A 22518-nucleotide genomic window follows, 5' to 3' on the forward strand; every position below is an offset into this window, starting at 1 on the left:
TGAAATAGTTATTTGACTTTGATTCAGAGTAACAAATTACGCCCGCTATTTGATGGCCGAATTTTGTGATTACCACCTTTATTAGCAGGGTATGAATCAGAACCCACACTGTAGGCTGGTCTGCACCTTCGTTATGCGGTAAACAGTATTAAAGCGCTTTCAGGCAAGGGAGACGGCATATTGATTAGTGCCCAGGCAGTGAACGTGATCATCACCATTGCGCGGTGCGGCAGTTTTGCTGCTGCGGCCGAAGAGCTGCACAAGGTCCCAACGGCGCTGAGCTACACGGTGCACAAGCTGGAGAGTGAACTGGGGCTTAAGTTATTTAAACGCCTGGGAAAACAGCTTGAATTAACCGAGGCTGGTAATTATTTCATTAAAAAAGGCCAGCTTATTCTCAGCGAGCTGGACGAACTCCAGTTTGCCACTCAACGTATTGCCGCCGGGGTGGAAACGCGTCTCAATATTACCTTGAATAATATTGTCAGTCTGAAACCGCTTTATGCCCTGCTGGCTGAAAGCGAAAACCATTTTCCGCAGACCGAAATTCATATCTCTATTGATGTTCATGATGGCGTGTGGGATGCCTTACTGGAAAAGCGTGCGGATATTGCCATCGGCGCGCCTAATCAGGTGGCGTTGCCCGGCGAGATCTGTTGCCTCGAAATGCCAGCGGTTGACTGGTTGTTTGCCATCTCGCCTGAGCATCCCTTGACCGCGCTCAACCGCCCGCTGCGCGCCGATGACCTGCGGCGTTATCCTGCCGTCTGCATTCACGATACCTCCGTCAAGCTCGAACCCAAGGTGGCCTGGCAACTGCGTGGGCAAAAAGCGATCGTCGCGCCCGACTACCGCACCAAAATCGCCATGCACCTGAACGGGCTGGGTATTGGCTTTCTGCCGCGCCATTTTTGCCAGCACTATATTAATGACGGGCAGCTGGCGCTGTTACACGTTGAAGAGAGCAAACAAGCCACCCCGCTCTTTCTTGCCTGGCAGAATCGCCCTCCGCGACCCTGCTATAGCTGGTGGTTACAGCAGTTAAAACGGGCCGATGTGCAGCGGGGCTTTTTCACGCCGCTCGGCTAAAGCCGTTGCCGCGGTGAGGATGCCAGCCAGCATGTCGTGACCGGAAGAGTGGCCATAGTCAGCGACGTTTGCCACCGCAGCGGGCCAGGTGCGCGTATTCCCTTGTGCCAGCGCAAGCAGCTGCGCGCTGTAGTGACCACCGCACCCCTGTGTCAGCATTGCCCGGCTGATGTCAGTCGTGCGGGCAAGCAAGCCGGGTAGCGCCGCTGTCAGCGTGCCGACGTCAGGGCTTGTGCTCCATTCCAGTACCCATAACACCCCCAGTAAAAAATCATCCCCGGCGGGCGTCAGCCCCTCTCCCCGGCCAATAAAGGTGGTCAGGATGGCCGTGAGATCCCCGTTACCGGATAGCAGCCACTCCGTCAGCGCCTGATGCGCGGCAATAAGCGCCGGGTCGGACATCAACGCCAGGCGAATGCCTTTGGCAGGCTGGCAGGCAAAGAACGCCGCTATTTGTCTCGCCAACTGCGCAAGCGCGGGCGCTTCCGTGCAGATGGGGAGGCGGGTCGAGCACGCGACGGTCTGGTCCAGCCTGATACGGGTTTTTTCCGTGCGCAGGTTGCCTTCGTTATCCCGATGCAGGCTTTCACCGGTGCGAAACAGCGGGCGCAGGTCATGGCGGGTAATAATCATCCCCGAAGGTGCCAACGGCATCCCCTGCGCCTGAATGACCCATAGCGCTCCCTGCCGGGTTTGCAGATTGCAGGCGCGCTGAAAAACCGAATGCACACGGAGCACGGTCTCAGGGGAGAGGGGCAACGTAAGCGAATCGCAGCAATGTGTTGCGCTGAAATCCGTTAAGGTATTCACGGTGACTCCTGTTTTCAGTGGGCGATCACATCCCGGCGCGCTTTTTTTTGCCGGAGAGTTGCCGCCGATTTTCATGTTGTGCAGAAAAAGTCATAGCAGTACACGATTTACGCATTATGGTGGTTTGTTGCGCAACGATGCCTCATTTTTTTTGAGGTTGAGGCAGAAAACCTTTTTGCGCACATACCTTTAGCACTCCGTACACTCCATTTAAAGTCAACTCAGCAAGGGACGTTTATGCGCACAATTAAAGCACAACCTTTTGACTTTCAGTTTGACCCGGATACCACCGCATTGGTGGTTATCGACATGCAGCGCGACTTTGTCGAAAGCGGCGGATTTGGTGAGGCCCTCGGCAATGATGTTTCCCTTGTGCGCCGGGCGATCGAACCCTGCGCCGCGCTGTTAAAAAGTGCGCGTGACGCAGGCTTGCTGGTTATCCATACCCGTGAAGGTCACCGGGACGATCTCAGCGACTGTCTGCCCGCAAAACGGACCCGTGGCGGCAAAACCTTTATTGGCGAGCAGGGTCCGATGGGCCGCATTCTCGTCCGTGGTCAAAAAGGCCACGACATTATCCCGGAGCTGGCACCGCTGCCGGGCGAGCCGGTTATTGATAAGCCGGGTAAAGGCGCGTTTTATGCCACCGATTTACACCTTATTTTGCAATCGCACCGCATCACCTCGCTGATTATCTGCGGCGTCACCACGGAAGTGTGCGTCCAGAGTACCGCGCGTGAAGCGAACGATCGCGGCTATGAGCTGGTCATCCCGGAAGACTGCTGCGCCTCCTATTTCCCGGAATTCCATAAGGCGGCGCTGGAGATGATCAAAGCCCAGGGCGCCATTGTGGGCTGGGTAAGTGATTCAACGGCGGTTATTTCGGCGCTTCGCCTGTGACATAACGCCATACATATACCCTAAATAATTCGAGTTGCAGGCAGGCGGCAACGCAGCGAGTCCTCAGGAGCTTACTGAAGTAAGTGACTGGGGTGAGCGAGGACAGCCAACGCACATGCAACTTGAAGTATGACGGGTATAAAGATTTCCGTTTGAGGATAAAAGATGGCACTGCACTACCAATGTTTCCCGAATCTGTATAAGGACTCTGTTTCCCTTATGCAGATTTCCGCCAGACTCAATGCCCTGGACGGCGTTGAGCAGGCCTCTGTGGCGATGGCGACCCCTGCGAATATCGAGCGTATGCGCGATGCAGGTCTCGACATCACCCTGGAAGCGCGCCCCAACGACCTGCTGATCGCACTCGACGCGGGTGATGAGGCGGCGGCCCAGGCGCTGGAACTGGCCGCAACGCTACTGCGACCGTCCGCGACGCAGGAAACATCAGATGCCTCTCACCGCCCTGCGGTCAGTATCGCCATGGGCGTTCATGATGAAATGCAGGCCAACTTTGCCCTGATTTCAGTACCGGGGCGTTATGCCGCTGCCGAAGCCCTGAAGGCATTGAGCCAGGGCCTGCACGTCATGTTGTTCAGCGATAATGTTCCCGAAGAGCATGAAGCGGCCATCAAACGCTATGCCAGTGAGCACGATCTGCTGGTGATGGGGCCGGACTGCGGCACCGCCATTATCAACGGCATGCCGCTCGGGTTTGCCAACGTGGTACGGCGCGGGTCGATTGGCCTGGTGGCTGCCTCTGGCACCGGTTTACAGGAAGTGAGTTGCCATATTCACCATCTCGGAGCTGGCGTGTCGCAGGCCATTGGCACCGGCGGACGAGATTTGCACGAAGCCATCGGCGGGCTGAGCATGATCCAGGGGATCGCGATGCTCGCTGAGGATCCAGAAACAGACCTTATTGTTCTTATTTCAAAACCCCCAGCACCAGGGATTATGCAAAAAGTACTGGCCAGCGCACGCCAGTGTGGCAAACCGGTTGTCGTTCATTTCCTCGGCGCCGAAGACCACTGCTTAGAATATGAAGGCGTTATTCCCGCACGCAGTCTGCTTCATGCAGCGCAAGTTGCGGTAGCCACGTCAGAGGGTAAAAAAACGCCTCAGGAGTCCAATACCAGGGAATCCTTCCTCGCCGAAGCCCGGGCCAAAATCGGGACAATGGCGGCAGTACAAAAAGACATTCGCGGCGTTTTCGCCGGTGGCACATTCTGTTACGAAGCACAACTCGCCCTGCTGGCAGCCGGGCTGTCCTGCGAATCGAACGCCCCTGTTAAGGGGGCGGAACATTTGCAAAACCGCCAGCAGGGCAGCGGACACAGTCTGGTTGATATGGGTGACGACGAATTCACTCAGGGCCGACCGCATCCGATGATTGACCCCACACTGCGCAATGCGCGCCTGTTATCTGAAGGGCGCGACCCTGCCACTGCCGTCCTGCTGTTCGACATTGTCCTGGGCTATGGTGCCAGCGCCGATCCGTGCGCCACACTGTTGCCCGTGCTGGACACCCTGCAACGGGAAGCCGCCCAGGGGCAGCGTACGCTGGTGCTGATTGCGCATGTTTGCGGTACTGAAGACGATCCGCAGAATCGTCAGCAGCAAATTGAACGTTTACATCAGGCGGGTGTACTGGTGGCTGAGAGTAATATCGAGGCTGCACGGCTGGCGGCATTTGTCGCACAACAACGGAAATAGATTATGACGTCGTTATTTCAACAACCGCTTAGCGTTATCAATCTCGGTCTGGAGAGCTTCGCCGATAATCTGCGTGATGCCGGTGGGGACGTTTTGCATCTGCAATGGCAGCCAGCAGCGGAAGGGGACGAAGAGGCTAACTGGATGCTGGCGACATTGACCGCCGACACACGGGTTGATGCCGCTAACGAAATTGCCCTCCAGCGTTATCTTGATGCGCAACCGGTGCTTGTGGATATCAGCACCGCGCGGGACGCCATTCCTGCGCTGGCGACGGAACGTAAGATTCTTCATGCCGGTCCGCCGATTGCCTGGGCGGATATGTGTGGCCCGATGCAGGGGGCGATTGCCGGTGCGATTGTGCTCGAAGGCTGGGCCGACAGCGTAGAGCAGGCCATGCTGATGGCGGCAAACAGTGAGATTGAGCTGGAGCCATGTCATCACCATCATGCCACCGGGCCGATGGCGGGGATTATCAGCCCGTCGATGCCGGTGTGGGTGGTAGAGAACAAAACGGCGGGCAATCGCGCTTACTGCAACTTCAATGAAGGTCTGGGCAAAGTGCTGCGCTTTGGTGCCAACCACGAAGAGGTGCTGAACCGCCTGCGCTGGATGGCTGACGTGCTGGCCCCGACCCTCAGGCAGGCGCTGGGCATGAGCGGGCATATAGAACTGAAACCCCTGATTGCCCAGGCGCTGCATATGGGCGATGAGTGCCACAACCGCAATGTTGCGGCGAGTGGACTGCTGTTCCGCCGTCTTGCTCCCGACCTGGCGCGCATTGAGCACGGGCCGGAGGTGCTGGAGTTTATTGCCGCCAACGATCACTTCTTCCTTAATCTCTCCATGGCCGCCTGCAAGTCGATGCTGGATGCCGCAAGCAACGTGCCGCACAGCTCAATGGTGACGGTGATGGCGCGCAACGGCGTTAACTTCGGGATTCGCCTTTCCGGCACCGGTGACCGCTGGTTCCAGGCACCGGCTAACCCGGTCAACGGTCTCTTCTTCCCCGGCTTTGGCGTCAACGATGCGGCGGCGGATTTAGGCGACTCTGCGATCACCGAAACCGCAGGGATTGGTGGTTTTGCGATGGCGGCCTCTCCGGCTATCGTGAAATTTGTCGGCGGCACCCCAGCAGATGCGGTGCGCCACAGCCAGGCGATGCACGAAATCACCCTGACCACGCAACCGGCCTTTACGCTGCCTGCGCTGAACTTCGTTGGCAGCGGCTGCGGGATTGACGCCCGACGCGTGGTCGACAGCAACATTCTGCCGATCATCAACACCGGTATCGCCCACAAGCTGGCCGGGGTTGGACAAATTGGTGCGGGCATTACCACCGCACCGCTGGCCTGTTTCATTGCTGGACTGACCGCGCTGTCCCAAGGGGGATAACCATGTCTGGACGCAACATCGCTGTTGTCGCCGTGGGTGGCAATGCGCTTATCCGCTCACCGGGTGAAAATGCCCTTGAGCAGCAGTATGAAGCAGTGAAGGAGACCGCCACGCACGTGGTGGATCTGATTGCTGAAGGCTGGCGCGTTGTGTTGACGCACGGCAACGGGCCGCAGGTAGGCTTTATTCTGCGGCGCAGCGAAGTGGCGAAAGATGCCGCCCCGACCGTGCCGCTGGAATATGCGGTAGGGGATACGCAAGGGGCGATTGGTTTTATGTTCCAGAACGCCCTGGGCAATGCGCTGGCTGCGCGTGGCCTGGCGGAGGTGAACGTGGTTGCGCTGGTGACGCAGACGCGCATCGACCCCAACGATCCGGCATTTGCCAGGCCGGATAAACCCATCGGTGCGCCGATGGATCACGAGACGGCGACCCGCCTTGCGGCGACTCAGGGCTGGCAAATTGCCGAAGATTCTGGTCGCGGCTGGCGGCGCGTCGTCGCCTCCCCGACACCGCTTGAAGTGATTGAAACCCCCATTATTCGCACCCTCCTTGAGCAAAACGTTCTGGTCATTGCCTGCGGCGGCGGCGGCATTCCGGTCTGGCGCGACAGCGACGGTAGCCTGGTGGCCGCGCAGGCGGTTATCGACAAAGACAGGGCCTCGGCGCTGCTGGCCTGTGAGCTGGGCGCGCAGATGCTGCTTATCCCGACCGGGGTTGATCAGGTGGCGCTTCACTTTGGTACGCCGCAGCAGCGCTGGCTTAGCCAGCTTTCCCTCAGCGAAGCCGAGACGTTGCTACAGAGTCGTGAGTTTGGCGCAGGCAGCATGGCCCCGAAGGTTGAGGCGATGCTGACCTATTTGCGCGGCCAACCGCAGGGCACCGGGCTTATCACAACGCCACAGGGCATTGCCCGTGCGCTGCGTGGCGAGGGCGGAACCCGTTTTACGTGCTAGTACCGACAGACTATTCAGAGCAAAATTCTATGATAAATAACAAGATCTTACTCGCCGTAAATGGCACATTAATGCGTGGCCTTGTACTCAATCCTAATATGATTGCCGCACAGGCTGACTTTATCAGGGAAGACACTACCGCCGCCTGCTACCGCTGTTGGACCATCAACGATAATCATCCTGGCATGATCCGTACCCCCGGGGACGGTGGGCCGATTGCGCTGGAGATTTGGGCTGTTCCGCCTGCGGGACTTGGTGAGATTTTACAAAAAGAGCCTGCCGGGTTGTGCATCGGCAAAGTGGAGTTGAGTGACGGTAGCGAAGTCCTTGGCGTGCTGGCCGAACCCTGGCTGGTGGAAGGACAAAAAGAGATAACCACCCTGGGAGGCTGGAGAGCGTATACCGGCCACTATATGACTGAGTAATAACGTCAGGAGTAGGATCATGGCGCAAGGAAACAACGCCTTTAGACCACAGCTCTGGGTCGCGGGCGATTTAAACGCTTTTTTTGGTCTGTTCACCAATGTGTTATTGAATGTGCTGGTCCTTTCGGGGCTGGCGTTGTACGTCGCGCAAATTCCGGCGACCACCGTTTATGGCCGTATCCTGCCCGCTCTGGGCATTGCACTTCCCTTAGGCAATCTCTTCTATGCCTGGCTTGCCTGGCGACTGGCTCAGCGTGAGGGGCGCAACAACGTCACCGCGCTGCCTTACGGCCCCAGCGTGCCGCATATGTTTATCGTGGTATTCGTGGTGATGCTGCCCACGCTGCTCATCCATAAAGACTGGATGCTGGCGTGGAAGCTCGGGCTTATCTGGGCGATGATCGTGGGCGTTATTGTTCTGCTCGGTGTGGTGGTCGGCCCGACTATTCGTAAATACACGCCGCGTGCCGCCATGCTGGGGACGCTCGCCGGTATTGCCATTGCGTTTATCGCCATGCGCCCGGCGTATCAGATGTTTGATACCGCGTGGATTGGGGTCATCTGCTTTGCCATCATTCTACTCAACTGGGTCGGTAATGTGCGTCTGCCGTTTGGTCTGCCTGGCGGGCTGGCGGTGGTCATTGTCGGGTGCGTGCTGGGGTGGGGGGCGACCTTCTTAGGTTTCAGCGACATCATGAACCCAGCGGCGGTCAAAGAGGCGGCGGGCAATTTTGCGTTGCATCTGCCTTCGCTGACCGGCGACGTCTTCAGCGTGCCGTCTGAGCTGGTCTGGCCGCTGCTGGTCACCGCAATCCCTCTGGGCATCTTCAACTTCACCGAAATCCTCAACAACGTCGAGTCGGCGGCAGTGGGGGGCGACAGCTACAACCTGCGTGCGGTGCTGGCGGCGGATGGCGTTGGGGCGATTGTGGGCGCACTGCTCGGCTCACCGTTCCCGCCCGCGGTTTATATTGGTCACCCGGGCTGGAAAGCAATGGGCGGGCGGATTGGCTACTCGCTGGCAACCGGCATCTGCATGGCGATTGTCTGCTTCCTCGGCCTGACCGCGCTGCTGCTGTCGATCATTCCGCTGGTGGCGATTGTGCCAATTCTGCTGTTTATCGGGCTGGTGATTGGTGCGCAGGCGTTCCAGGTGTCACCAAAACGCCACGCCCCGGCTATTGTGCTGGCGCTGGTGCCGAACATCGCCGAATGGGCGAAAACCCAGGTAGACGGCGCGCTGAATGCGGCAGGGGCCAATACGGTCAATCTCCCGGCTGAGGTGATGAGCAATATGGCGAACAACGGCGTGCTCTATAACGGGATGGCGACCACCGGCGGTGGGGCGGTGCTGGCAGGGCTGATGATGGGGGCGATTGCGGCCTTTATTATCGACCGACGCTTTAACTGGGCGGCGGTGTACGCCGCGGCGGCCACGGTGCTCTCCTTCTTCGGCTTTATTCACGGTCATCAGATGGCGGTCAACGCCTCGCCGACGGTCACCTTTGCCTATGCGGTGGTGACGGTGATGCTGACGTTCCTCGCCTGGCGTCAGGTGCGGGAACAGGGCGCACTTGACTGGTCACCTATCGATAACGATAAAGAACCGATGGTTTAATCGGTTTTCCCCTCCTCTCCCGAACATCAGGCTATTTGTTCGGGGGAGGATTCTTTTTATCTCCCTCATATTTGCGAACCTTGTCACGCTTATTTCCGTAAAAAGTGTGATCTGCGCTGGAAATATCCTCTTCTTTCTCATTCTTGTCTTATTCTCTGTCCGGAATACAGGACACGATTTAGTATTGTCGTTAATTCAATGCTCTTTTATATTTATCATCACGGATTGCAAATGGAGCTTATCTGTTCAGGGCTTCTTAATTATTTTTAATCTGCGTAAGGGTAAATAATGCAAATGATTACCTCGCGACAAAACAGATTATTGAAATTCCTTCTTTCACGAAGGGAATTTATTACCTTGTTAAAAATCGCTGAATACTTAAATGTTTCGGAAAAAACCATCCAACGCGATTTACGAATACTGGAGCCGTGGTTAGCGGAATGGAGTATCGGCATAAATAAACGTGCTGGTGCCGGGGTAATGTTAAGCGCCAATAATATAACGGACTTGTTACACCTCGATCAGCTGCTTGGTGCGGAAGGTGACGACACCGATGGCATGATGAACAATTCCCGGCGCGTGAAAATAGCCTCACAATTATTAAGTGAAACGCCACATGAAACGTCCATCAGCAAATTGTCGGAACGCTATTTTATCAGCAGTGCTTCCATCGTTAACGATCTGAAAGTGATTGAATCCTGGATTGCTCCGCTGGGACTGACGTTGATTCGCAGCCAAAGCGGAACGCATATCGAGGGCAGTGAAAGTAGCGTGCGTCAGGCGATGGCATCGCTGATTAACGGCGTTATAAACCATAACGAACCAGGCAGCGTGATTTACTCTCGCCTCGACCCGGGCAGTTATAACGCACTGGTCCATTATTTTGGCGAAGAAGACGTTTTATTCGTTCAGTCATTATTACAGGAGATGGAAAGCGATCTCTGCTGGTCGCTGGGCGAACCGTATTACGTCAATATTTTCACCCATATTCTGATCATGATGTACCGCATTACGCGCGGCAATGCGCTGGTGAAAAAGGACGATAGCGCCAGCGTCTTCGATGAAAACATCTTCTCCGTCGCCAGCCGTATGATTCAGCGTATCGAAAAACGTATTGCCCATCCGCTGCCGGAAGACGAAGTCTGGTTTATTTATCAATACATTATCTCTTCCGGCGTGGCCATCGAAGAGCATAACGATGTCAGCGTCATTGGCCATATGCACTCCAGCGACGAGGCCCGGTTGATTACCCACCGGCTGATCGCGACCTTCGCCGATATGGTCGACAGCGACTTTAGTCAGGATATCGCCCTCTACGACGGACTGCTAATTCATATTAAGCCTTTGATTAACCGTCTTAATTACCAGATACGCATTCGTAACCCGCTACTGGATGATATCAAAGGCGAGTTGCAGGATGTCTGGCGGTTGACCGACTGCGCGGTGAGGTGGGTATTTAGCGGCTGGGGCGAGCAGGCGGTGTCGGAAGATGAAGTGGGCTATTTGACCGTACATTTCCAGGCGGCAATGGAGCGACAGATTGCCCGCAAGCGCGTGCTACTGGTTTGTTCGACGGGTATCGGCACATCGCACCTGCTTAAAAGCCGCATTCTGCGCGCTTTCCCGGACTGGACCATCGTAGGCGTGGTCTCCGCAGGGAGCTTGCCGTCAATCCTGACGGAGGATATTGAGCTGGTTGTCTCGACGATCAATCTGCCCGCCATTGCCCTACCGGTGGTGTATGTCACCGCCTTCTTTAATGATGCCGATATTAAGCGCGTGACGGAAACGGTTATCACGGAAAAATTGCATCGTGCGACGTTTCTGGTCGTCGAAAATTAATGTCTGAATTCCATGAGGTTTGATTAATGGACATAACGAAAATCCTGAATACGAATCGCGTTATTTTAGATATGAAGGCCACGACTAAAACGGAGGCGATTGAAGAGTTAACCGATCTTTTGCAAAAAGACGGCGCTATTAATTGCCGGGAGACGTTTATTCAGGATGTCTGGCAACGTGAGTCGGAAGGGTCGACCGGCTTCGAAAATCATATCGCAATACCGCATGGAAAATCGTCTGCGGTGGTCAATACCACCCTCGCGATTGGACGCACGCGGCACGATATTCCCTGGGAAACCCTCGATGGTAGTAACGTGCGCTGCATTATTTTGTTTGCTGTACGGCTTGAAGATCAAAACACCACGCATATCCGTTTGCTGTCTCAGGTGGCGGGTGCTCTGGCGGATGAGGAGATCATTGAGCAATTACTGGAAGAGAGCAGTCCACAAAAGATAATTGACTTGTTTAGTCAGTATGCTGAATCCGATGTTTGCTAAATAAAAAGTGGAGCATGTTATGAATATTGTTTGTGTCGCTGCCTGTACGGCGGGAATTGCACATACTTATATTGCCCGCGAGAAGTTAATTAAAGGCGCGAAAGCGCTCGGGCATAATATTAAAGTTGAAACTCAGGGCACTATTGGTACTGAAAATGAGTTACTGGCGGAAGATATTTCCGCAGCCGACGTCGTTATTCTTGCGGTCGATGTCAAAATAAAAGGAGAAGAGCGCTTTATTAATAAACGCATCGTGCGAGTTAAGACCGAAATTGTTATCAAATCACCCGTTCAGTTTCTTGAAAAGGTCGAAAAATCATTAGCTAATGCATGATCCTTATTCGGAGGGATCTCACATGAGTGAAAGTAAAATTCCTGTTTCTCTGGAAATTAAAAAACATCTTTTGACGGGCATCTCGTGGATGATTCCGTTAATTGTGGCGGCAGGGATCTGTATTGCCCTCGGCCAGGTACTCGGCGGCACAAACGTTGGAGAAAAAACGGGCACCATCCCCTGGATGCTCAATCAGATTGGCGGCTGGGGAATGGGGTTGATTGTCCCCTTGATCAGTGCCGCGATTGCCTATTCCATTGCTGACCGTCCCGGATTCGCGCCGGGCCTGATTGTCGGCTTTGTCTGCGGGCAGATTCATACCGGGTTTATCGGCGGGATGCTGGGGGGGTTCCTGGTGGGCTATACCGTCCTGCTGCTTAAACACTACATTCGCCTGCCGAAATCGATGCAGGGCCTGATGCCCATCATGGTGCTGCCCGTACTGAGCACCATCATCGGCGGCCTGCTGATGATGACTCTGATCGGCAAGCCCATCGCCTGGCTTCAGGAAGCGCTGATCCACATGCTGGAGTCGATGCAGGGCGGTTCACGCTTCCTGATGGGGGCCATCCTCGGCGCAATGGCGACTTTCGACTTCGGCGGCCCGGTGAATAAAACCATGTCGCTGTTCGCCGACGGGCTGCTGGTGAGCGGCGTGTACGGGCCGGAAGCGGTGAAGTTTGTCGGCTCCATTATTCCGCCGTTCGGCATCACCCTCTCGTTTCTGCTGACGCGCCACAAATACACCCGTGCTGAACGTGAAGCGCTGAAAGCGGCCTTCCCGATGGGGATCTGCATGATCACCGAAGGGGTTATCCCGATTGCGGCGCGCGACCTGCTGCGTGTGGTCGGTTCCTGTGTCGTGGCCTCGGCGGTGGCGGGTGGCCTGATCATGGTGTGGGGGGTGGAAAGCCCGGTGCCGCACGGTGGCATGTTCGTGGTCCCGCTGTTTACCCATCCGCTGCTGTTCTGCCTGGCGTTGGGGATCGGCACGGTTATCTGCGGTGTGATGCTGTCGCTGTGGAAGAAACCGGTGACCGAGCGTGACGAAGAGTTTGACGAACTCAGCGAGAAAAAGCTGAAGGACGAAGAGATCACCTTCACCCTGGAATAAATGGAGACCCTATGTTTGCCGACATGAAAAGCATGGTGACCAAAGCCTGGCGTGAACACTATGCGCTGCTCGCCATCAACTGTATGAATCTCGAAAGTGCCCGTGCGGCGGTGCGGGTTGCAGAGAAACACCGCGCGCCGATCATCCTGAATCTGTATCAGGGGCATCTGGCCCATTTCCCGGCACCGGTTGCCGTGGCGGTGGTAAAAGCGCTGGCCGAGGAGGCCACGGTGCCGGTTACGCTGGCGCTGGACCACGGGAAAGATCCGCTGCGTATTCGCCAGGCGTTTCGCGCCGGGTTCAGTGGGCTGATGATTGACGCATCCGCCTTCCCGCTGGAAGAAAACGTCCGCCAGACCCGCGCGGTGGTTGAGCTGGCCGCCAGCGCCGGGCTGTGTGTGGAAGGGGAGCTGGGCCATCTGGCCGATGCGCCGCGCTACGACCACGCCACCAATGCGGATCTGATGACCCAGGCCGCCGACGTCGAGCCGTTTATCCAGCAGACAGGAATTGACCTGCTGGCGGTGTCAGTCGGGACCGCACACGGCATGTACGCCCCTGGCATCACGCCTGCCATCGATTTCCAGCGACTGGAAGAGGTGGCCGGCAAATCGACGGTGCCTCTGGCATTGCACGGCGGCAGCGGTACCCCATTTGAGCAGATGCAGCGTTGTCCGTCCTTTGGCGTTGCCAAGATCAACGTCGGTGCCGCGGTGTTCGAAGCCGGGAAAGCCGCCCTGCTGCATACCCTGTGTCATGACAATTCTCGCGAGCTGGTGGATGTGTTGATGGCCATGGAGCAGGCCAGCGAGGAAGCCATAATCCCGTATCTGCAGGCCAGCGGCGCCATCGGCAAAGCCTGATTCATTTTTCTGTAACGCCTTCAATGCCTCTGCAACGACGCACCGGCAGGGCTTGCTACACCCTGAAACTGGAGAATTAACATGTTAATTTCAATGAAAGAGTTACTGAAACCCACCCGCCAACACGGTTTCGCCATTGGTGCGTTCAACGTGGCGGACAGCTGTTTTATCCGCGCGGTGGTGGAAGAAGCGGAAGCTACCAACACGCCTGCCATAATCTCCATCCACCCCAGCGAGCACGATTTTGTCGGGGATAGCTTTTTCGGCTATGTCCGCGATATCACTATGCGCAGCCCGGTACCGTTCACACTGCACCTGGACCACGGTGCGTCTATCGAGCATGTGCTGCGGGCAATCCAGTGTGGGTTTACCTCGGTGATGATCGACGGCTCGCTGCTGCCCTATGAAGAGAACGTGGCGCTTACCAAAGAGGTGGTGCGCCTGGCGCATGCGGTGGGCGTTTCGGTGGAAGGGGAGCTGGGCACTATCGGCCAGACGGGCACCTCCGTGGAAGGCGGCGTGTCGAAAGTGACCTATACCGACCCGGCACAGGCGGAAGATTTTATTGCCCGCACCGGGGCAGACACCCTGGCGGTGGCCATCGGTACGGCGCACGGCATCTACCCGAAAGGGATGCAGCCGGAGCTGCAAATGAACATTCTGCGCGATATTGCCGGGCGTCTGGATATTCCGCTGGTGCTGCACGGAGGGTCGGCAAACCCGGATGCGGAAATCGCCGAGTCGGTGACCCTGGGCGTGGGCAAAATCAATATCTCCAGCGACATGAAGTACGCCTACTTTCAGAAAGTGCGTGAGATCCTCGCAAGAGAAACCTGGTGGGATCCGAACGTGATCTACCCGGATGCGATCAACGCCGCACGGGATGTGATCCGCCACAAAATGAAGCTGTTTGGATCGACCGGGAAAGCGTCACTCTACTAAAGCCATCGAGGCGGGTTCGCCCGCCTCTTTCGCAATAAGGAAAGGGATATGTACTACCTGGGGCTGGATATCGGCGGCACGAAAATCGCGGCAGTGGTGATGGATGCGCAGGGACAAGAAATGGCCCGTTACCGCTGCCCGACGCAGAAAGCGAGCTATCCGCAGTTTGTGGAATCGGTGGTCGCTTTTATTGACCAGATTCGCCATGACATGCAACAGCCGATGATGACGGGAATTGCCCTGCCGGGCAGCGTTTCACCGCTGAGTGGGCTGATTAAGAATTCGAATATTCAGGTGATTAATGGCCGCGCGTTGCAGGCGGATCTCCAGCAGTTACTGGGACAGACGGTAGTCATGGCAAACGACGGCAACTGCTTCGCCTTGTCGGAAGCCTGCGACGGTGCGGGGCAGCGGCACGAGGTCGTGTTTGGCATCACGCTCGGTACCGGCTGCGGCGGTGGCATAGCCATTCAGCGCCAGCCTTTTGTCGGCGCGTGGGGGAATGCCGCCGAATGTGGGCATATCACTCTGCCAGGCTACAGTGAGCAGCACGACGGCCCGCCAGCGCGTTGTTACTGCGGTAAAGACAATTGCGTGGAGTCGTTTGTCTCGGGAACGGGAATAAGCGAGCGCTATCAGTGGCTGAGCGGGCAGCACCTGTCAGGCGATGCGATTGTAGCGCTGGCACAGCAGGGTGAAGCCAACGCCGTAAGGCAGGTTACGCGGTTTCGCCAGCAGCTTGCCCGCACACTGGCGACAGTGGTGAATCTGCTCGATCCTGGCGTGATTGTGATTGGTGGCGGGCTGTCGAATGCGGCACTGCTTATCGCAAACCTGGACGCCGACGTGGCCCCCTTCGTTTTTACCGATCATTTCGCCACCCCCATCGTGAAAGCCCATCATGGCGACAGCAGCGGCATGCGCGGCGCTGCCTGGCTTGCCCTTCGAACCGGGAGAACAGAATGAAACGTTCACAGATTAACTATGCCATTGATAAAGCTCATGCCATCGCTGAGACGTTCCGGGTGTGTCTGCCGGAGTTTGCGTTTTTTACCGCCGATGCCTGGCGAAAGCAGCCGCTGGAGGAATGGGGTGAGGTGCTGGACCTGCAACTGGGTTGGGACATCACTGATTTTGGCCAGGGAGATTTCGGCAAGGTTGGCCTGACGCTGTTGACGTTGCGTAACGGCGCGCTGAATTCGACGGCGTACCCGAAGCCGTATGCCGAAAAGATGCTGCAAATTCAGCAGGAGCAGCAGACGCCGTGGCATTTTCATCGTCATAAGATGGAAGACATTCTGAACCGGGGCGGTGGCGATTTGTGTATGCAGCTTGGCTGGGCGACGAATGAGGCGCTGTTTGATGAGCGGCGAACGGTAGAGGTACGCGTGGACGGGCGGCGACGTACGTTTAAGCCCGGCGAGACGCTGGTGTTAAAACCGGGTCAGGGGGTGTGCCTGCCACCGCGTTTGTATCACCGTTTCTGGGCCGAGAAAGCGTTTGTGCTCGGCTGGGAAATTTCGATGGTGAATGACGATAAGTGTGATAACCATTTCCTGGAACCCGGCGGTCGTTTTCCAGCCATCGAGGAGGATGTGCCCGTGAAGTGGCTGTTATGCAACGAATATAATCGACTGAATGTGAACTGATTTTCATGGCCGGGGGCCGGGTTCAGTGCAGATGAGCCACCCTGTCCCCTCTCCCCAAAGAGGAGAGGGGACATTCCGTGCTCGTATTATTATGTGGGGATCCCTCAGCCCACAGGGAGAGGGCGGGGTTATGGCACTGGTGCTGCTGCGGTAGGTGCCGGAACAGGTGCAGACGCCGCCGCTTCCCCACCTGACACCACCCCGCCACGCATACTCTGTTTCACCTGCTGTTGTTGCGCATTCACGACCGATAGCTCACCGTTCACCGTGGGTTTAAGCGGCGCATCAGCCTGCACACGCCCGGTGGCGCTCAGTTGCAGGTTACCGTCGCCATTGATGGGCAGCGCCGGCCAGCCCCAGTCCTGCAGCACATTTACCGGTACACCGCGTCCATTCAGACTGAGGTTCACGCTGCGTTCCGGCGTCTGGCCGACCACGGCGGTGCCCTCCAGCATCCCTTTTCCGGCGAAGGCACTGAGTTCAGTAATGTTCACCGAGCTGCTATTGGCGCTGAGCGCTAAAGACGGACGGCGAAGATCCACGCGGTTAAAGGTTGCGGCGGCGGCATTCAGCTTCAGGTCGCCCTTCCAGACGCCCCACTGGCGATTGCGTGCCAGCAGCAGATTCGACCCGTAGCCGTCCAGGGCGGTCAGCTGCCAGGGGTAAGTGGGATCGATGTCGATGACCAGGTTGCGGCTGGCGCTCAGCTTTTTCAGCTCCACGCTGTGCAGCCACGCAGGAAGGGGTTCCATCCACGTCTGTTTCCAGGTTTCAGGCAGGGTGTATTCCAGGCCAACAATCGCCGCATCGTTCAGCACCAGTGCGTTGCCACTGCGTGTCCAGTAGCCGGAGGTGCGCACCATGCCGTTCTCCCAGCGGGTCGTGAACTGCTTAACCGCCACGCCCTGCGGAGTAAATTCCGCATTCAGGATGGGATCGAAGAAGTGCAGCGAGCCGTAAATAAACTCGTTGGCATTCATCGACAGTTGACCGTCGTCGGTGTGCCAGTCGCCGTTGGCCAGCGTCAGGTTACGCACGTTGAGATCAAGGTCGGTGACCGCCCAGCCCGGCCCCTGTAAGCGTGCATCGGTGACATCAAGCCGCCCGATTTGCAGCGACGGCAGCGTTGTCAACGGGGCGAAAAAGTCGCTCAGGGACTTATCGCTTTGTAGACGAATATCGGTGAGGCGCAGGTTGTCGACGACCCAGCCGCCGTCAGCGTCGCGCCTCGCGTTGCCGGTGAGCGAACCACGTGCCATGTCTGCGCCGAGGGTGGTCAATGTCACCGTGCCTTTATCAATGCTCCCCTGAATCAATACGTTGCTGGCGGGGACGCCATTGAGGGTCATGGAGCCCGCACTCATCTGGATTTGCGCCTGATTCCCCAGCACGTTCCCGGCAACAGGCTGCCACGGGCTCACGCCGCCCGTCACGCGCTGGGCGCTGAGATCCCAGCCGGTCGCCGGGCTGTTAAAGGCCATATTGCTCAGTTGCAGGCGGTCAGCCTGGAAGGGCAGTGGTGCGGTAGCCGGCGAGAGATTCAGCGTGCCATCCTGAAGCAGGATGGTGTCGGTATGTAGCGGGTCGGTAAGCTGGCGGCTGCTCAGGCCGATGTCGACACCTTTAGCGACCAGCGTCGCAGGCTGGCCCTTACGGCCAAAATTCACATTGCGTAAACGGACATGGGACGGCGAAGAAAGCGAGTGGTCGATGGCATCGAAGGTGAGGTGATAGTCACTGTTCTCGTTAATCCAGTTACTGGCCTGGGTTGCGCCCCATTGGGTTTTCAGCAGGAAATAACAGGCTACTACCGCCACCAGCAGGACGATAACAACAAAAAACAGCAGCTTTCCAATAAATTTCATCATCTTCCACCCTCGAATACGGATACAGGAGTTATGCACGATTTGTGCGCAATCCTCAAGGTACGATTGGTGAAAGAGCGTTACAGCGAAGCGACAGCGGCAGCGGTGTGACCCACTGCCGCGATGGAATTACGGCTTATCGACAGGGAACACCAGGTTCAGCACGATGGCGGTGATACCGCCTGCGGCGATGCCGGAGGAGAGCAGGTTTTTCAGCCAGTCAGGGGCGAACTGGAGAATCATCGGTTGCTGAGAAACGCCGAGGCCAACGGCCAGAGACAGCGCGATAATCATGATGGCGCGGCGGTTCAGCGGCTCGCGGGAAACAATACGCACGCCGGATGCCGCGATAGTACCGAACATCACCAGGGTGGCGCCGCCCAGAACCGGCTCAGGCAATTGCTGAACGAAAGCCGCTACTGCCGGGAACAGGCCCATGACCATCAGCATGACCGCCACAAAGAAACCCACGTAACGGCTGGCCACACCGGTCAGCTGGATAACCCCATTATTCTGACCAAAGCAGGAGTTGGGGAAGGTGTTGAATACGGCGGAGACGAAAGAGTTCAGGCCGTTCGCCAGCACGCCGCCTTTCAGACGATTCATATACACCGGCCCGGAAACGGGCTGTTCGGAGACGTCGGACGTGGCGGTGATGTCGCCGATGGTTTCCAGCGAGGTGATCATAAAGACCAGCATCAGCGGCAGCAGCAGGCTCCAGTCAATGCTCAGACCGTAGTAAAGCGGCGTCGGGATCATGAAGGTGTCGGCAGGGGCAACATAGTCAGGCAGCATACCCATCATCATCGCCACGACATACCCGACGGCCATCGCAATCACCAGGGAGGCGATGCGCAGGTAGGGGTTACGCTGGCGGTTAAGCAGGATAATGATGGCGAGAACAATACCGGCTAATAACAGGTTTTTCGGTGCGCCAAAGGTGTGGTTTGCCATCGCGCCAAAGCCACCGCCTACTGAGGTCAGGCCAACCTGAATCAGCGACAGGCCGATAATCATCACCACCACGCCAGAGACCAGCGGGGTGATGACACGACGGGCAAACGGCAGAATGCGGGAGATAACCATCTCGGTGCAGCTTGCCAGCATCAGGGAGCCGAACAGCGCTGCCATCATGGTCGGCACATCGGCACCACCGGTTTTCAGCGCCGTACCGCCCATAATCAGCGGCGCAACAAAGTTAAAACTGGTCCCCTGAATCGATAGCAGGCCGGAACCCACCGGGCCCCATGCTTTAATCTGGATAATGGATGCCACGCCGGAGGCGAACAGGGACATGCTGATGATGTGCTGTGTGTCCTGAGCCGGTAAACCCAGCGCCTGGCAAATCAGCAGGCCTGGCGTGATCACGCCGACAAACATTGCCAGCAGGTGCTGCAGGGCGGCAAAAAGGGTTTGCGCTATCGGCGGGCGATCTTCAAGACGATAGATCAGTTCACTAGGCTGGGTATGCGCAACCGTTTGCGCATTTTCGGACTCGACGGTGTTGACAGACATCTCAAGCAATCCCCTGATGGAAAAGCGCAGATTCTAGCGGACTGTTTGGTAAAAGCAAACGGTTGCTTACCAATACAATGTAGTTTTATAAAGAAAGTTGAGAGTGGCAGATTGGGTTCTAAGACCCACCGATTTTAGGTGGTCTGCGCATTTATCGCTCCACAGGATTTGCGCAATGGTAGAATCATCGGCAATCGCACATGATAATTAAAACTTAGGGATTGAAATGAAAGGAAAAATATTGCTCGCACTGGCCTTTTTCTCCGCCGGGTGCCTCGCTGATGACTATGACCTGCATAGCTGCCGCAATGGCTATTTCCCCACCTGGCCGGGCGTCTTCAATCAGGCAAAAGTAAAAGCCGGTGATGATGCAAAAGTGCATTTCTATCGCGATGATGACGGCTGCCCGGGTCAGGGCGAGGCCTGCGCAACAAAACCGTATCTGGTGGCGGGCAACACGGTACTGGTGGCGCAGGAAGTGCCGGGCTGGAGCTGCGTCTGGTACTCGGGTAAAAAGCATGAATTTGTGGGCTGGTTGCCCACCAAAAACTTAGAAAAGCAGCCGATAGATAGCGCAACGCTTGCCGAGTGGACCGGAAAATGGCGTGCCGAAGTGGGGGACGATGAGATTGATATTACCTCTGTCGGAAAAGGGCAGATCAATCTCAACGGCCAGGCGACCTGGTATGGCGGCAAAAATTCGGCAGGCTATGACGTTGTCCATACGGGCGATCTCGATGAAACAATCACGCCACAAGGAAATGCGCTGCACTGGGGAAACCCGAAAGAGGAGTACACGTGCAGCGGGACGGCACAACTGGTCAACGGCAACCTAATCGTCAGAGATAGCGGCTACTGCGGCGGTATGAACGTTAGCTTTAGTAACGTCTATCACAAGCGGTGATCAGGCGTTGGAATAACGTTCGGTTTCCGGCATCCAGCGTTCAATCAGCGCTTGTGCCTGCTGCGGATAGCGTTCGTGGATGTGGCGGGCAATGCGCTGCACTTCCGGGATCATCGCCTGGTCGCGCAGCAGGTCCGCGACTTTGAATTCGGCATTGCCGGTCTGGCGGGTACCGAGCAGCTCGCCAGGGCCGCGAATTTCCAGGTCCTTTTGCGCAATCACAAAGCCGTCGTTGCTGTCGCGCAGCACCTGCAGACGCATTTGTGCGGTCTTCGACAGCGGCGATTTGTAGAGCAGTACGCAATGGGAAGCCACCGCGCCGCGGCCGACACGACCACGAAGCTGGTGCAGTTGCGCAAGACCCAGACGTTCAGGGTTTTCGATAATCATCAGGCTGGCATTGGGCACATCCACGCCCACTTCGATAACCGTGGTGGCAATCAATAAATGCAGTTCGCCCTGCTTGAAGGCATGCATTACCGCCTGTTTTTCCGCGGGTTTCATGCGCCCGTGTACCAGGCCGACGTTGAGCTCCGGCAGCGCCAGTTTCAGCTCTTCCCAGGTCGCTTCTGCCGCCTGGGCTTCAAGCAGGTCAGACTCTTCAATCAATGTACATACCCAGTAGGCCTGACGGCTCTCCTCGACACAGGCATTGCGCACACGGTTGATGATGTCGTTACGTCGGGTATCCGGTATCGCCACGGTGGTAACGGGCGTACGGCCCGGCGGCATTTCATCGATCACGGAGGTGTCGAGATCGGCATATGCGGTCATGGCCAGGGTACGCGGAATCGGGGTGGCGGTCATGATTAGCTGATGGGGGTGGAAGCCCTGTTGCTGGCCTTTTTCCCGCAGCGCCAGACGCTGATGAACGCCGAAACGGTGTTGTTCGTCGATAATCACCAGTGCCAGGCCATTAAATTGCACCTGTTCCTGGAAGATGGCGTGGGTGCCCACCACCATCTGCACCTGACCACTGGCAATAGCGTCCTGTTGTGCCTGACGCGCTTTCCCTTTTTGCTTACCGGCCAGCCAGCCCACTTCAATGCCCAATGGTTCAAACCAACTGCGGAAGTTATTGGCGTGCTGTTCGGCCAGCAATTCGGTAGGGGCCATCAGCGCCACCTGGTTACCGTTGGCAATTGCCCGCAGTGCGGCCAGTGCGGCGACCAGGGTTTTACCGGAGCCGACATCTCCCTGCACCAACCGCATCATCGGCACGTCGAGTGACATATCGTGTTCAATTTCTGCCACCACACGCGCCTGCGCGCCGGTGGGCTTAAACGGCAGTGAAGCCAGCAGGTTATTTTTCAACGCGTCATTTGCCGCAAGCGGCTTCGCGTGATAACGCTGTGCGCCTGCCCGCACGGCCAGCATGCTAAGGTTATGTGCCAGCAACTCTTCCAGAATCAAACGGCGCTGCGCCGGATGTTTCCCGGTTTCCAGATCCACTAACTGAAGCGATGGCGGCGGGCGATGGAGCGTGCGCAGAGCTTCTGGCAGGGGCATCAGCCCTTGCGCCAGCTCAGGCGGTAAAAGCTCAGCAATGGCGCAGGTATCCAGTAAGTCCAGCGCCTGGTCGGTGAGCTTGCGCAACGTGGCCTGCTTCACCCCTTCGGTGGTTGGGTAAACCGGGGTCAGGGTTTCCTGTAGCTCGGGCGTACTGAGATCGCCCTGTACGCGGTATTCCGGGTGGATCATCTCCGCGCCGTATTTCCCGCGTTTTGCTTCGCCGTACGCCAACACGCGGCGCCCGGTTGCCAGGCTGTTTTTCATCGCTGCGTTGAAGTTGAAGAAACGCAGGGTGAGGATGCCGGAACCGTCGCTTATCTGGCAGGTCATCATGCGACGCCCGCCAAAAGTGATATTGCAGTTCAGCACTTCCCCTTCCACCGTGGCGTAAATGCCCGGCAGCAGATCGTTAATTGGATAAAGCTGGGTGCGGTCTTCGTAGCGCAGCGGCAGGTGTAAGAGTAAATCCTGCAGGGTATGCAGGCCAATCTTCGCAAGTCGGTTGCTTTGCGCCGCGCCAACGCCGGTTAAGGTATTAAGGGGAATAGAATCTAACAGGCGACCTTGCATATGTT

General features: G+C 56.9%; 20 protein-coding genes. 16 read left to right on the forward strand and 4 right to left on the reverse strand.

Translation table 11 applies throughout. The features are described from left to right. Positions 1–180: 180 nt before the first annotated feature. Complete coding sequence (locus ACUY4Q_RS00415; protein ID WP_458045195.1) at positions 181–1089, forward strand: LysR substrate-binding domain-containing protein; 909 nt, start codon at positions 181–183, stop codon at positions 1087–1089. Here ACUY4Q_RS00415 and ACUY4Q_RS00420 read toward each other — a convergent pair. Further along, positions 1042–1899 (reverse strand): oxamate carbamoyltransferase subunit AllH family protein, encoded by an 858-nt coding sequence (locus tag ACUY4Q_RS00420; protein WP_458045196.1) that lies wholly within the window; start codon positions 1897–1899, stop codon positions 1042–1044. The genes ACUY4Q_RS00415 and ACUY4Q_RS00420 overlap by 48 nt on opposite strands. Before the next feature lie 237 nt (positions 1900–2136). Between ACUY4Q_RS00420 and ACUY4Q_RS00425 the strand changes: the two genes are divergently transcribed. The 14 genes from ACUY4Q_RS00425 (at position 2137) to ACUY4Q_RS00490 (ending at position 16147) form a co-directional block, all read left to right on the forward strand. Further along, positions 2137–2799: a cysteine hydrolase family protein gene (locus tag ACUY4Q_RS00425; RefSeq protein ID WP_458045197.1), complete on the forward strand. Its 663-nt coding sequence runs from the start codon at positions 2137–2139 to the stop codon at positions 2797–2799. Between the two features lie 165 nt (positions 2800–2964). Continuing rightward, positions 2965–4512 carry an acyl-CoA synthetase FdrA gene (gene fdrA / locus ACUY4Q_RS00430; RefSeq protein ID WP_458045198.1) on the forward strand — a complete coding sequence of 516 codons (1548 nt, stop codon included), beginning with the start codon at positions 2965–2967 and terminating at the stop codon, positions 4510–4512. 3 nt (positions 4513–4515) lie between these two features. Further along, a complete protein-coding gene (locus ACUY4Q_RS00435; protein ID WP_458045199.1) occupies positions 4516–5907 on the forward strand; it encodes a YlbE family protein in 1392 nt (463 codons plus the stop codon). 2 nt (positions 5908–5909) lie between these two features. After that, positions 5910–6863: a carbamate kinase gene (locus ACUY4Q_RS00440; RefSeq protein ID WP_458045200.1), complete on the forward strand. Its 954-nt coding sequence runs from the start codon at positions 5910–5912 to the stop codon at positions 6861–6863. A 29-nt stretch (positions 6864–6892) separates the two neighbouring features. Further along, positions 6893–7288 (forward strand): allophanate hydrolase-related protein, encoded by a 396-nt coding sequence (locus ACUY4Q_RS00445; RefSeq protein WP_458045201.1) that lies wholly within the window; start codon positions 6893–6895, stop codon positions 7286–7288. Positions 7289–7307: 19 nt separating this feature from the next. Next, positions 7308–8906: a regulator gene (locus tag ACUY4Q_RS00450; protein WP_458045202.1), complete on the forward strand. Its 1599-nt coding sequence runs from the start codon at positions 7308–7310 to the stop codon at positions 8904–8906. A gap of 288 nt (positions 8907–9194) precedes the next feature. Next, entirely contained in the window at positions 9195–10748 is a 1554-nt protein-coding gene (locus tag ACUY4Q_RS00455) for a BglG family transcription antiterminator (RefSeq protein WP_458045203.1), read from the forward strand. Between the two features lie 26 nt (positions 10749–10774). Next, on the forward strand, positions 10775–11245 hold the full coding sequence (locus ACUY4Q_RS00460) for a PTS sugar transporter subunit IIA (RefSeq protein ID WP_458045204.1): 471 nt from the start codon (positions 10775–10777) through the stop codon (positions 11243–11245). A gap of 19 nt (positions 11246–11264) precedes the next feature. Then, entirely contained in the window at positions 11265–11579 is a 315-nt protein-coding gene (locus tag ACUY4Q_RS00465) for a PTS fructose transporter subunit IIB (protein WP_039080096.1), read from the forward strand. A gap of 22 nt (positions 11580–11601) precedes the next feature. Continuing rightward, positions 11602–12693 (forward strand): PTS fructose transporter subunit IIC, encoded by a 1092-nt coding sequence (locus ACUY4Q_RS00470; protein ID WP_458045205.1) that lies wholly within the window; start codon positions 11602–11604, stop codon positions 12691–12693. Between the two features lie 11 nt (positions 12694–12704). Next, entirely contained in the window at positions 12705–13556 is an 852-nt protein-coding gene (locus ACUY4Q_RS00475; RefSeq protein WP_458045206.1) for a class II fructose-bisphosphate aldolase, read from the forward strand. Between the two features lie 81 nt (positions 13557–13637). Further along, positions 13638–14498, forward strand: a complete 861-nt coding sequence (locus ACUY4Q_RS00480; protein WP_458045207.1) for a ketose-bisphosphate aldolase — start codon at positions 13638–13640, stop codon at positions 14496–14498. A gap of 48 nt (positions 14499–14546) precedes the next feature. Beyond that, the gene (locus ACUY4Q_RS00485) at positions 14547–15464 is read left to right on the forward strand and encodes an ROK family protein (RefSeq protein ID WP_458045208.1); all 918 of its coding nucleotides are present in this window, start codon (positions 14547–14549) and stop codon (positions 15462–15464) included. Continuing rightward, a complete protein-coding gene (locus ACUY4Q_RS00490; RefSeq protein ID WP_458045209.1) occupies positions 15461–16147 on the forward strand; it encodes a D-lyxose/D-mannose family sugar isomerase in 687 nt (228 codons plus the stop codon). Before ACUY4Q_RS00485 ends, ACUY4Q_RS00490 begins: the two co-directional genes overlap by 4 nt. Before the next feature lie 128 nt (positions 16148–16275). Here the strand turns inward: ACUY4Q_RS00490 and ACUY4Q_RS00495 are convergent, their stop codons facing one another. Then, entirely contained in the window at positions 16276–18012 is a 1737-nt protein-coding gene (locus ACUY4Q_RS00495) for an AsmA family protein (RefSeq protein WP_458047442.1), read from the reverse strand. A 129-nt stretch (positions 18013–18141) separates the two neighbouring features. Then, positions 18142–19527, reverse strand: coding sequence for a uracil-xanthine permease family protein (locus tag ACUY4Q_RS00500; RefSeq protein WP_458045210.1), 1386 nt, complete (start codon positions 19525–19527; stop codon positions 18142–18144). A gap of 226 nt (positions 19528–19753) precedes the next feature. Between ACUY4Q_RS00500 and ACUY4Q_RS00505 the strand changes: the two genes are divergently transcribed. Beyond that, the gene (locus ACUY4Q_RS00505) at positions 19754–20431 is read left to right on the forward strand and encodes a hypothetical protein (protein ID WP_458045211.1); all 678 of its coding nucleotides are present in this window, start codon (positions 19754–19756) and stop codon (positions 20429–20431) included. On the opposite strand, the gene recG is transcribed toward ACUY4Q_RS00505, so the two are convergent. Further along, positions 20432–22513 (reverse strand): ATP-dependent DNA helicase RecG, encoded by a 2082-nt coding sequence (gene recG / locus ACUY4Q_RS00510; RefSeq protein WP_458045212.1) that lies wholly within the window; start codon positions 22511–22513, stop codon positions 20432–20434. Between the last annotated feature and the right edge of the window lie 5 nt (positions 22514–22518).

The organism is Phytobacter cepae (assembly GCF_054165735.1).

Coding starts and splice junctions, on each gene's coding strand:
- ACUY4Q_RS00425 (WP_458045197.1), top strand. CDS start 2,137: ATGCGCACAATTAAAGCACAACCTTTTGACTTTCAGTTTGACCCGGAT.
- fdrA (WP_458045198.1), top strand. CDS start 2,965: ATGGCACTGCACTACCAATGTTTCCCGAATCTGTATAAGGACTCTGTT.
- ACUY4Q_RS00435 (WP_458045199.1), top strand. CDS start 4,516: ATGACGTCGTTATTTCAACAACCGCTTAGCGTTATCAATCTCGGTCTG.
- ACUY4Q_RS00440 (WP_458045200.1), top strand. CDS start 5,910: ATGTCTGGACGCAACATCGCTGTTGTCGCCGTGGGTGGCAATGCGCTT.
- ACUY4Q_RS00445 (WP_458045201.1), top strand. CDS start 6,893: ATGATAAATAACAAGATCTTACTCGCCGTAAATGGCACATTAATGCGT.
- ACUY4Q_RS00450 (WP_458045202.1), top strand. CDS start 7,308: ATGGCGCAAGGAAACAACGCCTTTAGACCACAGCTCTGGGTCGCGGGC.
- ACUY4Q_RS00455 (WP_458045203.1), top strand. CDS start 9,195: ATGCAAATGATTACCTCGCGACAAAACAGATTATTGAAATTCCTTCTT.
- ACUY4Q_RS00460 (WP_458045204.1), top strand. CDS start 10,775: ATGGACATAACGAAAATCCTGAATACGAATCGCGTTATTTTAGATATG.
- ACUY4Q_RS00465 (WP_039080096.1), top strand. CDS start 11,265: ATGAATATTGTTTGTGTCGCTGCCTGTACGGCGGGAATTGCACATACT.
- ACUY4Q_RS00470 (WP_458045205.1), top strand. CDS start 11,602: ATGAGTGAAAGTAAAATTCCTGTTTCTCTGGAAATTAAAAAACATCTT.
- ACUY4Q_RS00475 (WP_458045206.1), top strand. CDS start 12,705: ATGTTTGCCGACATGAAAAGCATGGTGACCAAAGCCTGGCGTGAACAC.
- ACUY4Q_RS00480 (WP_458045207.1), top strand. CDS start 13,638: ATGTTAATTTCAATGAAAGAGTTACTGAAACCCACCCGCCAACACGGT.
- ACUY4Q_RS00485 (WP_458045208.1), top strand. CDS start 14,547: ATGTACTACCTGGGGCTGGATATCGGCGGCACGAAAATCGCGGCAGTG.
- ACUY4Q_RS00490 (WP_458045209.1), top strand. CDS start 15,461: ATGAAACGTTCACAGATTAACTATGCCATTGATAAAGCTCATGCCATC.
- ACUY4Q_RS00495 (WP_458047442.1), bottom strand. CDS start 18,012: ATGAAATTTATTGGAAAGCTGCTGTTTTTTGTTGTTATCGTCCTGCTG.
- ACUY4Q_RS00500 (WP_458045210.1), bottom strand. CDS start 19,527: ATGTCTGTCAACACCGTCGAGTCCGAAAATGCGCAAACGGTTGCGCAT.
- ACUY4Q_RS00505 (WP_458045211.1), top strand. CDS start 19,754: ATGAAAGGAAAAATATTGCTCGCACTGGCCTTTTTCTCCGCCGGGTGC.
- recG (WP_458045212.1), bottom strand. CDS start 22,513: ATGCAAGGTCGCCTGTTAGATTCTATTCCCCTTAATACCTTAACCGGC.